Source organism: Modestobacter sp. SYSU DS0657, assembly GCF_054050925.1.
In genome coordinates, this window is sequence record NZ_JBJHAG010000041.1 from 16189 (window position 1) to 28021 (window position 11833).

10 protein-coding genes are annotated in these 11833 nt (G+C 72.8%); 7 read left to right on the forward strand and 3 right to left on the reverse strand.

The window, feature by feature from the left end:
* Window position 1: 1 nt before the first annotated feature.
* The 3 genes from ACI79A_RS18730 to ACI79A_RS18740 all read right to left on the reverse strand — a co-directional run bounded on the left by ACI79A_RS18730 (window position 2) and on the right by ACI79A_RS18740 (window position 3793).
* Window positions 2-952, reverse strand: coding sequence for an alpha-E domain-containing protein (locus ACI79A_RS18730; RefSeq protein ID WP_457068253.1), 951 nt, complete (start codon window positions 950-952; stop codon window positions 2-4).
* Window positions 946-2562 carry a circularly permuted type 2 ATP-grasp protein gene (locus ACI79A_RS18735; protein WP_457085270.1) on the reverse strand — a complete coding sequence of 539 codons (1617 nt, stop codon included), beginning with the start codon at window positions 2560-2562 and terminating at the stop codon, window positions 946-948. Before ACI79A_RS18735 ends, ACI79A_RS18730 begins: the two co-directional genes overlap by 7 nt.
* Before the next feature lie 202 nt (window positions 2563-2764).
* Window positions 2765-3793: a LacI family DNA-binding transcriptional regulator gene (locus ACI79A_RS18740; RefSeq protein ID WP_457085271.1), complete on the reverse strand. Its 1029-nt coding sequence runs from the start codon at window positions 3791-3793 to the stop codon at window positions 2765-2767.
* Window positions 3794-3991: 198 nt separating this feature from the next.
* Between ACI79A_RS18740 and ACI79A_RS18745 the strand changes: the two genes are divergently transcribed.
* The 7 genes from ACI79A_RS18745 to ACI79A_RS18775 all read left to right on the forward strand — a co-directional run bounded on the left by ACI79A_RS18745 (window position 3992) and on the right by ACI79A_RS18775 (window position 11784).
* Window positions 3992-5320: an ABC transporter substrate-binding protein gene (locus ACI79A_RS18745; protein ID WP_457085272.1), complete on the forward strand. Its 1329-nt coding sequence runs from the start codon at window positions 3992-3994 to the stop codon at window positions 5318-5320.
* Between the two features lie 166 nt (window positions 5321-5486).
* Window positions 5487-6470 (forward strand): carbohydrate ABC transporter permease, encoded by a 984-nt coding sequence (locus ACI79A_RS18750; protein ID WP_457085273.1) that lies wholly within the window; start codon window positions 5487-5489, stop codon window positions 6468-6470.
* Between the two features lie 9 nt (window positions 6471-6479).
* On the forward strand, window positions 6480-7391 hold the full coding sequence (locus ACI79A_RS18755) for a carbohydrate ABC transporter permease (RefSeq protein ID WP_457085274.1): 912 nt from the start codon (window positions 6480-6482) through the stop codon (window positions 7389-7391).
* Between the two features lie 48 nt (window positions 7392-7439).
* Window positions 7440-8528, forward strand: coding sequence for an ABC transporter ATP-binding protein (locus tag ACI79A_RS18760; protein WP_457085275.1), 1089 nt, complete (start codon window positions 7440-7442; stop codon window positions 8526-8528).
* A gap of 82 nt (window positions 8529-8610) precedes the next feature.
* Complete coding sequence (locus ACI79A_RS18765) at window positions 8611-10008, forward strand: GH1 family beta-glucosidase (protein WP_457085276.1); 1398 nt, start codon at window positions 8611-8613, stop codon at window positions 10006-10008.
* Window positions 10005-10730 (forward strand): SDR family NAD(P)-dependent oxidoreductase, encoded by a 726-nt coding sequence (locus ACI79A_RS18770; RefSeq protein WP_457085277.1) that lies wholly within the window; start codon window positions 10005-10007, stop codon window positions 10728-10730. Before ACI79A_RS18765 ends, ACI79A_RS18770 begins: the two co-directional genes overlap by 4 nt.
* A gap of 85 nt (window positions 10731-10815) precedes the next feature.
* Window positions 10816-11784, forward strand: coding sequence for a glycoside hydrolase family 88 protein (locus ACI79A_RS18775; RefSeq protein WP_457085278.1), 969 nt, complete (start codon window positions 10816-10818; stop codon window positions 11782-11784).
* Window positions 11785-11833: the final 49 nt, after the last annotated feature.

Sequence of the window (11833 nt, forward strand, 5' to 3'; positions counted from 1 at the left end):
GTCAGACCGCCCCTTCCGGCACCCACACCTGCGGGGCCTGCTCGGTGAAGAACCGGGTGGTGACGGCCTCGCTGGCGGTGGAGCTCATGCGCTGCAGCTCGTCGAGGCGGGCCGGCAGGGTCGCCAGGATCTCGTCGGTCTGCATGAACTCCAGCATCGTCCGCGCCCGGCCCACGATCCGGTGCGCCTCGCCGGCGACGCCGATCCGGTGGCCCTCCCGCACGTTGGCCCGCTCCAGCTCGGCCAGGCACCCCTCGGCCTGCTCGAGCGCGGCGAACACCGAGCGGGGGAACAACCGGTCCAGCAGCAGGAACTCCGCGGCCCGGCTGGAGTTCACCGCGCCGCGGTAGGTGCGCAGGTAGGGCTCGTAGGCGCCGGTGGAGCGCAGCACGAGGGTCCAGGACGGCGCCGAGTCGCCGGCCAGCACGCGGGTGGAGAGCATCCGGGCGGTCATGTCGACCCGCTCCAGCGACCGGCCGAGGATCAGGAACAGCCAGCTCTCGTCGCGGCTCATCGTGGCGTCGGCCAGCCCGAACACCATGGCCGAGCGCTCGCGGACGAACCGGAACAGCGAGTGCGGCCCGTAGCGGCGGGCCATGGTGCGCTGCTGGGGCAGCGCGTTGTGGGTGACGTTGAGCGACTCCCAGATCTCCGCCGACAGCACCTCGCGGGCGCCGCGGGCGTTCTCCCGGGCAGCCGACAGCGCTCCGACGATCGAGCTGGGGCTGGCCCGGTCGAAGGCGAGGGTGGCCAGCACCCGCTCGGTGTCGGCCTCGGACTCCGCACACGGCGCGCCCATCAGCGCGAGCAGGTTCGCGCAGGCCCGGCGCTCGTCGATCCACGGGTCCTCGACCAGCCGCTGGGTGTGCACGTCGAGGATGCGCGCGGTGTCGTCGGCGCGCTCCACGTACCGGCCGATCCAGAACAGCGACTCCGCGATCCGGCTCAGCACGGCGCGCTCCCCCGGGCAGAGATGGCCATCTCTGCCCCTTGCTGCTGCTGCTGGGACTGGGCCAGGGCGTTGTCGTTGCGCGGGCCGGGGTCCTGCGCGGGTGGGTCGGCCGGCAGGTCGGCGGGGGTGAACTCGACCCGGGTGACGTCGTGCCCGGGCACCGGCTCGGCGGCGCGCCGGGGCGGGGTGATCACCCAGGTGTCCTTGGAACCGCCGCCCTGGCTCGAGTTGACCACGAGCTCGCCCTCCGGCAGCGCCACCCGGGTCAGCCCGCCGGGCAGCACCCAGACGTCGGAGCCGTCGTTGACCGCGAAGGGCCGCAGGTCGACGTGGCGCGGGGCGATCCGGCCGTTGATCAGGGTGGGCGAGGTCGACAGCCCGATCGGCTTCTGCGCGATCCAGTCCCGCGGCGCGGCGCGGACCTTCGTGGCCAGCTCGGTCAGGGTCCGCTCGTCGGCCCGGGGCCCGATGACGATGCCCTTGCCGCCGGACCCGTCGACCGGCTTGAGCACCAGCTGATCGAGGTTGGCCAGCACCCACTCGACGACGTCGGGCTCGTCGAGCCGGTGCGTCTCGGCGTTGGCCAGCACCGGCTCCTCGGCCAGGTAGTACCGGATCAGGTCGGGCACCCAGGTGTAGAGCAGCTTGTCGTCGGCGACGCCGTTGCCCACCGCGTTGGCGATGGTGACCCGCCCGGCCCGGGCGGCGTTGAGCACCCCGGCGCACCCGATCACCGAGTCCGACCGGAAGTGCACCGGGTCGAGGAACTCGTCGTCGATCCTGCGGTAGATGACGTCGACGCGCTGCTGCCCGTCCGTCGTCCGCATGCTCACCTGGCCGCCGGAGCAGACCAGGTCGCGACCCTCGACCAGCTCCACGCCCATCTGGCGGGCGAGCAGGGCGTGCTCGAAGTAGGCGGAGTTGTAGACCCCGGGGGTGAGCAGCACGACCGTCGGGTCGGCGACCGACGGCGGGGCGGCGGCCTTCAGCGCGGCCAGCAGCCGGCCGGGGTAGTCCGAGACCGGCAGGATCCGGTGGTCGGCGAACAGCTCGGGCAGCACCTGGCTCATCGCCGCCCGGTTGGTGATCACGTAGCTGACCCCCGACGGGGACCGGAGGTTGTCCTCCAGCACCCGGAAGTCGCCCGCCTCGTCGCGCACCAGGTCGATGCCGCTGACGTGCACCCGGACGCCGTTGGGCGGCACCAGCCCGTGCGCGGCGCGGTGGAAGTGGGCGCTGGTGGTGACGACGCTGCGCGGCACGACGCCGTCGGCGAAGACCTGGCCGGCGCCGTAGACGTCGGCCAGGAACGCCTCGAGCGCGTGCACCCGCTGGGCCACCCCGCGCTCGATGAGCGACCACTCACCCGCACCGATCACCCGAGGCACGATGTCCAGCGGGAACGGCTGCTCCTCCCCGGCGTGCGCGAAGGTCACCCCGGCGTCGCGGTAGGTCTGGGAGAGGACGTCGGCCCGCGCGGCGAGCTCCTCGCCGGACATCGGCTGCAGCGAGGTGAACAGCCCGGCGTACGGCGGCCGGGGTTGGGACGGCGCCGCGAACATCTCGTCCCACTGCTGCCCGAGGGGGTAGCCGTCGAAGAGGTCCGCCATGCGACGAACCTAGACACGACGTGTGTCCCGCGCGTTTCGGACGACCTCGGGTCGACCTGCGCGAGCTTGCGCTCCGCTCACCCCGGGTGAGCAGAGCACGAGCTCCGCCGGATGCACCCCTGCCCGGCGGCCGGTGACCGGAGCGGCCCCTCCCAGAGACCCAGCCTGACCCGCGGAGCGCGCGGAGGAAGGAGGCCCTGCTTCAGGCGGATGCCCGGCGGACCAGCTGGGTCGGCAGGACCCGGGACTCCACCGGTTCGCCCCCGCCGTCGATCTGGCGCAGCAGCAGCTCGGTGAGCAGCGGGGTCATGTCGCCCAGCGGCTGGGCGACCGTGGTCAGCGGCGGATCGCAGGTCGCGGCGACCGCGGCGTCGTCGAAGCCGACGACGGCGACGTCGTCGGGCACCCGGCGGCCCGCCGCGCGCAGGACCCGCAGCGCGCCGACGGCCATCGGGTCGGAGGCGACGAAGACCGCGTCGAGGTCGGGTGCGTCCTCGAGCAGCTCGGCCATCGCCCGGGCGCCCCCGCCCTCGGTGAAGTCGCCCTCCGCCACCAGCCGGGGCGCGGCCTCCACGCCGGCGGCCTGCAGCGCCGACCGCCACCCGTGCAGCCGGTCGACGCCGGCGATCATGTCCAGCGGGCCGGTGACCGTGCCGATGCGCCGCCGGCCGGCGCCGATCAGGTGCCGGGTGGCCAGCTCGGCGCCGCCCTGGTTGTCGGCGTCGACATAGGCCAGCTCCCGGCCGTCGAAGGGCCGGCCGCAGAGCACCAGCGGGATGCCGGCCTCCTCGAGGATGCCCGGCAGCGGGTCGTCGCTGTGCACCGACATCAGGATCACGCCGTCGACGTGGCCCTGGCGGGCGTAGCGGCCGATCTTCTGCTGCTCACGCTCGTCGCGGGCGGTGAGGAGCACCAGGTTGAGGTCGGTGTCGGCCAGCGTCGCCGACACCCCGCGCACGATGCTGGCGAAGAACGGGTCGCTGAAGACCTGGGTGTTGGGCTCGTTGAGCACCAGCGCGATGGTGTCGGTGCGCCGGGTGACCAGGCTGCGGGCCATCCGGTTGGGCACGTAGCGCAGCTGGGCGACGGCCGACCTGACCGCCTCGCGGGCCTCCGGGCTCACCCGCGGCGAGTCGTTGATGACCCGGGACACCGTGGCGCGGGAGACCCCGGCGAGCACCGCGACCTCGTCCAGCGTCGGGGACGCCGGGCGCGCGCTCGTGTCGGTCATCGGGCTCCAGTGCTCGGGTGGTGAACCCATCGTGCCCGGTGAGAGCGCTCTCCAACACCCCGAACTCGTGTCCCAACCGTTACTTGACACTTCTTAGTGACCCACACCACTCTGTGCGGCACGGCCGTGAGAGCGTTCTCACACCCTGCAGCGGCGGTGCATCGGAGCACCTGCCCCGGGGTCTCCCCAGGAGGTCACATGTCCCGTTCCACGAGAGGCAAGGCGGTGTTCGGGGCGGCGCTGGCCGTGGCCCTGCTGACCGCCGGTTGCGGCGGCTCGGAGGCCGGCGCGAGCGACGAGCCCTACGACCCCGACGCTCCCGTCACCCTGACGGTCGGCACGTTCGGCACGATGGACTTCGACAACGCCGGTCTCTACGAGGAGTACATGGCGCTGCACCCGAACGTCACGATCAAGCAGAACAACGTCGCTCAGTCCGCGGCCTACTACAAGTCGCTGCAGACCCGGCTGGCCGCCAACTCCGGCCTCGACGACATCCAGGCCCTGGAGATCGGCTTCATCGCCGACGTCGTGCGCAACCACTCCGACGCGTTCGTCGACTGGAGCCAGGAGGAGAACGCCGACGAGCTGGAGGGCAACTTCTACGACTGGAAGTGGGGCCAGGCCTCCACCTCCGACGGCGCCACGATCGCCCTCGGCACCGACACCGGCCCGCAGGCCATGTGCTACCGCAAGGACCTGTTCCAGCAGGCCGGGCTGCCCAGCGAGCGCGAGGAGGTCGGCGCGCTGTGGACCAGCTGGGACGACTACCTCGACGTCGCCCGGCAGTACCAGGCGGCGCCGGGCAAGCCCGCCGGCAGCGCCTTCGTCGACAGCCCGGCCAGCATCTTCTCCTCCTCGGTCTACCAGGGCGACGTCGCCTACAACGACGAGGACGGCAACCCGATCCCCGAGGAGAGCGAGGGTGTCGAGCGGGCGTGGGACTACGCCAGCCAGGCCGCCGAAGAGGGCCTGACCGCCAACCTCAGCCAGTTCGGTGACGAGTGGAACGCCGCCTTCGCCAACGGCGCGTTCGCCACCATCGCCTGCCCGGCGTGGATGCTCGGCTACATCAACTCCCAGATGGGTGACGCCGGCGCCGGTCTGTGGGACATCGCCCCGCTGCCGGGTGCCAGCGAGAGCGCCAGCAACTGGGGCGGCTCCTTCCTCGGCGTCCCGGCCGACGGCCCGAACGTCGAGGCCGCCAAGGACCTGGTCGAGTGGCTGACCGCCCCGGAGCAGCAGGTGAAGATGTTCACCGAGGCGGCGCACTTCCCCTCCAGCCCGCAGGCTGCGGAGGACCCCGGCGTCCAGGACGCGGTGAACGAGTACTTCAGCGGTGCACCGACCGGCGCGATCTTCGGTGAGTCGGCGGCCAACATCCGCCGGACGCCGATCGGCCCGTACGACACCCAGATCCAGGAGGCCTTCACCACCGGCCTGACGGACATCGCCACCCGCGGGACCAGCCCGGACGACGCGTTCCAGGACGCGCTGCAGGCGGCCCAGCAGGCGATCGGCGGCTGAGCCGACTCGGCCCGCCCACCGGACGCGGTGCCCGGGAGCGTCTCCCGCTCCCGGGCACCTGCTCCGGCCCCCGGCCCCGTCGGCCGTCGGACCGGATGCACCGGCCGGTCCGGTCCTCGACCGGACCCATCGCCCGACCCGCGCACCCGACCGTCAGGACCCCTGGATGACCATCGCGAGTGGCACCGTCCGCGAGGCGGCGATCGCCGCACCCCCACCCGATCGAGCTGCCGCCCCCGGCCGCCCGCGCAAGCGGCGGCAGCTGACCCGCAACCGCTGGGGCTACGCCTACGTGGCCCCCTTCTTCCTCGTCTTCGGCGCCTTCAGCCTCTACCCGTTCCTCTACACCGCCTGGATCTCGCTGCACCGGACCAGCCTGTCCGACATCAACGGCGGTGAGTTCATCGGCCTGGAGAACTACCGCAACCTGCTGCAGAGCGAGTTCTTCTGGAACGCCGCCCGCAACACGCTCACCATCGGGATCCTCTCCACGGTCCCCCAGCTGTGCATGGCCCTGGGCCTGGCGCACCTGCTCAACTACAAGCTCCGCGGCCGGACCTTCTTCCGCACCGTGATGCTGATGCCCTACGCGACCAGCATCGCCGCCGCGACCCTGGTCTTCGCCCAGCTCTTCGGCCGGGACTACGGCCTGATCAACACCGCGCTGGAGGCCGTCGGCCTGTCCCGGATCGACTGGGAGGCCGGCACCTGGACCAGCCAGATCGCCATCGCCGTGATCGTGACCTGGCGCTGGACCGGCTACAACGCACTGATCTACCTGGCCGCGATGCAGTCGATCCCCGGCGAGCTGTACGAGGCCGCGGAGATCGACGGCGCGAGCAAGTGGAAGCAGTTCCTGCACGTCACGATCCCGTCGCTGCGCCCGACGATCCTGTTCACCGTCGTCATCTCGACCATCGGCGCCGTGCAGCTGTTCGGCGAGCCGCTGCTGTTCGCCGGCAACGGCACCACCAGCGGTGGCTCCGCGGGTCAGTACCAGACCCTGGGCCTGCTGATGTACCAGCAGGGCTGGACCAACTTCCACATCGGGCAGGCGGCCACCACCGCCTGGGCGATGTTCCTGATCATCCTGGTGATCGTGGGGGTCAACGCCGTGATCGGCCGCCTCCGCGCCCGGGCCGAGCGGTAGGAGGCCGGCATGGCGACGATCGCCCTCCCGGGCACGGAGAACACCCAGAGACCCTCGACCCCCGCTGCGGAGCCGGCGCGGCGAGGCAAGGGCGCCGGCGGCAAGAACACCAAGGCCGGGCCGGTCGCCTACACCCTGCTGACCCTGGTGTCGCTGGTGTCGATCTTCCCGCTGTACTGGACCGTGGTGGCCGGCTCGCACACCAACGCGGAGATCGCGGCGACCCCGCCGCCGTTCCTGCCCAACGCCAGCTTCTTCGACAACATGCGGCTGGCGCTGGACCAGGCCCCGATCGGGCTGGCCATCGTGAACTCGGTGATCGTCTCCAGCGCCATCACGATCGGCACCGTGCTGTTCTGCACGCTCGCCGGGTTCGCCTTCGCCAAGCTCCAGTTCCGCGGCCGCGGGGTGCTGCTCGCGCTGGTGATCGGCACGATGATGGTGCCCACCCAGCTGGCGGTGATCCCGCTGTTCATGATGATCGCCGAGCTGCAGTGGGTGAACCAGCTGCAGGCGGTCATCCTGCCCACGCTGGTCAGCGCCTTCGGCGTCTTCTTCATGCGCCAGTTCCTGATCTCCGCGCTGCCCAACGAGCTGCTGGAGGCCGGCCGGGTCGACGGCGCGTCGACCTTCCGCATCTTCCGGTCCATCGTGCTGCCGGTGGCCCGCCCGGCGATGGCGGTGCTGGCGATGCTCACGTTCCTCACCGCCTGGAACGAGTTCTTCTGGCCGATCATCGCGCTGACCACCGCCAACCCGACCGTCCAGGTCGCGCTGGCCGGGCTGGGCTCCGGCTACGTCCCGCAGCGTGCGGTGATCATGGCCGGCACGCTGCTGGGCACGCTGCCGGTGCTCATCGTCTTCGCGATCCTCGGCAAGCAGATCGTCGGCGGGATCATGCAGGGCGCGGTGAAGGGATGACCGGCGCCCACCTCCCGACCTCCTCCCCCAGCCGGAAAGGCGCCTGACATGGCCACCGTCACCTTCGACCACGCCACCCGGATCTACCCGAAGGCCGAGCGGCCCGCCGTCGACGCGCTGGACCTGGAGATCGCCGACGGCGAGTTCCTCGTCCTGGTCGGCCCCTCGGGCTGCGGCAAGTCCACGTCGCTGCGGATGCTCGCCGGCCTGGAGGAGGTCGACTCCGGGTCGATCGTCATCGGGCAGCGGGACGTCACCGACTCCCCGCCCAAGGAGCGGGACATCGCGATGGTGTTCCAGAGCTACGCCCTCTACCCGCACATGACGGTGGAGGAGAACATGGGCTTCGCGCTCAAGCTCGCCGGCATCGGCAAGGACGAACGCGCCACCCGGGTCCGGGAGGCGGCGAAGATCCTCGACCTCGAGCCCTACCTGACCCGCCGGCCGAAGGCGCTGTCCGGTGGCCAGCGGCAGCGGGTGGCGATGGGCCGGGCGATCGTGCGCAACCCGCAGGTGTTCCTGATGGACGAGCCGCTGTCCAACCTCGACGCCAAGCTGCGCGTGCAGACCCGCACCCAGATCGCCGCCCTGCAGCGCCGGCTGGGCACCACCACCGTCTACGTCACCCACGACCAGGTCGAGGCGATGACCATGGGCGACCGGGTCGCGGTCCTCAAGGACGGCGTCCTGCAGCAGTGCGACACCCCCGGGTCCCTCTACGACCGGCCGGCCAACGTCTTCGTCGCCGGCTTCATCGGCTCCCCGGCGATGAACATCGCCACCGGGCCGGCGGTCGACGGCGGCGTGCTGCTCGGCGGCGCGGTGCTGCCCGTCCCCCGCGACCAGCTGACCCGGGCGTCGGCCGGCAACGGCCAGGTCACCGTCGGCTTCCGCCCGGAGGCCAGCGTCCTGGCCCCCGCAGGCGACGGCGTGCCGGTCGGCGTCGACGTCGTCGAGCACCTCGGCAGCGACGCCTTCCTCTACGCCCGGCTCACCGGGGGCGCCGACGACGGCGCCGAGGTGATCGTCCGGACCGAGCCGCGCACTCCCATCACCGCCGGTGACCAGGTGCACATCTCGGTCCTGCCCGGGCAGCTGCACGTGTTCGACCCCACGAGCGGCCTGCGCGTCGAATGACGCGCACACTTCTCCCGACAAGCGCGCCCCACCGGCGGGGCGCGCCGGCAACCCCCGTCCCCAGCAAGGAGCACACCCCGTCATGACCTCCACCGACGTCCGCGAGGACCGGACCGCCGGACTCGTGTTCCCCCCGGGGTTCACCTTCGGCGCCGCCACCGCCGCCTACCAGATCGAGGGCGCCGTCGACGAAGACGGCCGCGGCCCGTCGATCTGGGACACCTTCAGCCACACCCCGGGCAAGACCTTCCGGGGCCACACCGGCGACGTCGCCTGCGACCACTACCACCGCTACCCGCAGGACGTCGCGATGATGAAGGAGCTGGGGCTGGCCGCCTACCGCTTCTCCGTCTCCTGGCCGCGGATCCTCCCCGAGGGCACCGGCCGCATCGAGCAGCGCGGGGTGGACTTCTACCGCCGGCTGGTCGACGAGCTGCTCGAGGCGGGCATCGCCCCGTGGCTGACGCTGTACCACTGGGACCTGCCGCAGGCGCTGCAGGACAAGGGCGGCTGGGCCGACCGGGACACCGCCTACCGCTTCGCCGAGTACGCCGGGGTGCTCTACGACGCCCTCGGCGACCGGGTGCCGCACTGGTCGACCCTCAACGAGCCGATGTGCAGCTCGCTGCTGGGCTACATGGCCGGCCAGCACGCACCGGGTCACACGAACCCGGTGGAGGCCTCCCGAGCCGTGCACCACCTGCTGCTCGGCCACGGCCTGGCGACCCAGGCGCTGCGCGACAAGGGCGCGGACCACCTGGGCATCACGCTGAACTTCACCCCGATGAAGCCGGCCACCGACTCCGCTGCGGACCTCGACGCCGCCCGCCGGCTCGACGGCCAGCAGAACCGGATGTTCGTGGTGCCGATCGTCACCGGGGAGTACCCGGCCGACGTCGCCGAGGATCTGGCCGCCGCCGGCGCCCCGTTGCCCGTGGAGGACGGCGACCTGGAGATCATCTCCACCCCCGTCGACTGGCTGGGCGTGAACTACTACTTCCAGTCGACCGTGCGGGCGGTCAGCGAGCCCACCGGCAAGCAGTCGGCGTTCATCGGCGCCGAGCTGGTGGAGGACCTGGAGCCCGAGGGCCCGACCACCACGATGGGCTGGGGCATCAACCCCGAGGCGTTCACCGAGCTGCTGCTGTGGCTGCGCGACACCGCCCCGGGCCTGCCGATGTTCATCACCGAGAACGGCTCTGCCTGGCCGGACGCCGTCGGCGCCGACGGGCAGGTCGACGACCCCGAGCGGGTCGACTACCTGCTGCGGCACCTGGCGGCGATGACCGAGGCGATCGACGGCGGTGCCGACGTCCGCGGCTACTTCGCCTGGTCGCTGATGGACAACTACGAGTGGGCGCGCGGGTACGAGCAGCGGTTCGGCATCGTGCACGTCGACTACGACACCCAGGTCCGCACCCCCAAGCAGAGCGCCCGGGTCTACGCCGACGTCATCCGCAGCGCCAAGGACGGCGCGTGACGGCCGACGCCGCCACCGCCGACCTCGCGGGACGCCGGGTGCTGCTCACCGGCGCCTCCCGCGGGGTCGGCGCGGCCGTCGCCCGGCAGCTGGTCGCAGCCGGCGCCGACGTGATCGGCACCGCCCGGGACGAGCAGCGGCTCGACGAGCTCACCCGGGAACTGGCCGGCGGCCCCGGTCGGTTCACCGCCCTCGCCGCCGAGCTGACCGACGAGGCCACGCCGCACCGGCTGGCCGAGGCGGTCGGGCAGCGGTGGGGTGCGCTGGACGTGCTGCTGAACAACGCCGGCGTCATGCTCGCCCGCGAGCCCCGGTTCGAGGACGAGCCGGCCGGCACGCTCGAGCAGAGCCTGCTGGTCAACTGCGTCGTCCCGCACCGCCTGGTGCTGGCGCTGCTGCCCGCGCTGCGCAAGGGCGGCGAGCCGCGGGTGGTGCACGTCAGCTCCGGCGCGGGCACCACCGAGCTCATCCGGGACGCAGGTATCGGCAGCTACCGGGTGAGCAAGTGGGCGCTCAACGGACTGGTGCTCATGCAGGCCGCCCAGCTGGCCGGCGAGGTGGCGGTCAACGCGCTCGACCCGGGCTGGGTGCGCACCGACCTCGGTGGCCAGGAGGCCCCCGGGACCCCGGAGGAGAGCGCGGCGGGTGCGCTGGCGCTGCTGCGCGAGCCGACGACGGTGACCGGCCGGATCTTCAAGGACGGCACCGAGATCTCGTTCTGAGGTCGGCGAGTCGACAGCTGTCGCCGGGAGCATCGCAGGGAGCGCCAGCGACCGAGGAGCGGACCGAGGAATCGAGGAGGCATCCGTGCTGGACGACGAGGTCCACGCGCAGGTCCTGTCCGCGCTGCTGGTCACCCAGCGGCACAGCTGGGACCAGGGGCTCACGGCCGCCGTGCTCGACGTGTCGGGCACGGCGGCCGCGCTCCGCGTGCTCGTCGACGACGCGGTGGCCCGGCAGCGGCCCGACGGGCGGCTGGCCGAGCTCGACCCGCTCTGCTCGGTGAACAGCGGGGCGGTGGCGGAGTTCGTCGACCTCGTCGCCGGCCGCACGGGCGACGACGGCCTGGCCGCGGCTGCCGCCCGGCAGCGCGACTGGCTGCTCAGCGGGGCACCCCGGGCCGGCGACGGCACGCTGTTCCACCTGGTCGAGGGCCGGCAGGTGTGGGCCGACACCGTCTACATGGTGGTGCCCTTCCTCGCCGCCACCGGCGCCGCGGTCGCGGCGCTGGACCAGCTCGACGGTCACCGGTCCCGGCTGCGCGACCCGGGCACCGGGCTCTGGTCCGCCCGCTGGGACGAGGACACCGGGGCCCTCGCCGACCCCCGGGCCTGGGGCACCGGCAACGGCTGGGTCGTGGCCGGCCTGGCCCGCGCGGTGCGCTGGCTCCCCGGGCGGCGCGGGGCCGAGGTGGCCGCGGAGGTGCGCGCCCTGCTCGACGCCGTCCTGCCGCTGCGCCGTCCCGACGGCCTGCTCGGCGACGTGCTCGACGACCCGGCCAGCCGATCCGACCCCACCGTGGCGGCGATGTTCGCCTGGGCCGCGCTCACCGGGGCGGCCGAGGGCTGGCTCCCGGCCGGCTGCGCCGGTCCGGGCAGCGAGCTCCTGGCCGCCGTGGTGGCCCGGCTGGACCCGCTGGGCCGGGTGGCCGGGGCCAGCGCCGCCCCGCACTTCGACCGGCCCGGCCACTCCCCCGAGGCGCAGGCGTTCCTGCTGCTGGCCGAGGCGGCCGAGCGCCGCTGGCGCCGCGACCCCCGGGCCGCCGTTCCCGGCTGACCGGGGGTCCGCGTCGGTCGTGGTCTGCCCACCAGGAGTGGGCAGACCA

What these genes read in the sequence shown, in the direction of transcription:
- ACI79A_RS18735 (WP_457085270.1), bottom strand. Translation starts at nt 2,562, where the DNA reads ATGGCGGACCTCTTCGACGGCTACCCCCTCGGGCAGCAGTGGGACGAG.
- ACI79A_RS18740 (WP_457085271.1), bottom strand. Translation starts at nt 3,793, where the DNA reads ATGACCGACACGAGCGCGCGCCCGGCGTCCCCGACGCTGGACGAGGTC.
- ACI79A_RS18745 (WP_457085272.1), top strand. Translation starts at nt 3,992, where the DNA reads ATGTCCCGTTCCACGAGAGGCAAGGCGGTGTTCGGGGCGGCGCTGGCC.
- ACI79A_RS18750 (WP_457085273.1), top strand. Translation starts at nt 5,487, where the DNA reads ATGACCATCGCGAGTGGCACCGTCCGCGAGGCGGCGATCGCCGCACCC.
- ACI79A_RS18755 (WP_457085274.1), top strand. Translation starts at nt 6,480, where the DNA reads ATGGCGACGATCGCCCTCCCGGGCACGGAGAACACCCAGAGACCCTCG.
- ACI79A_RS18760 (WP_457085275.1), top strand. Translation starts at nt 7,440, where the DNA reads ATGGCCACCGTCACCTTCGACCACGCCACCCGGATCTACCCGAAGGCC.
- ACI79A_RS18765 (WP_457085276.1), top strand. Translation starts at nt 8,611, where the DNA reads ATGACCTCCACCGACGTCCGCGAGGACCGGACCGCCGGACTCGTGTTC.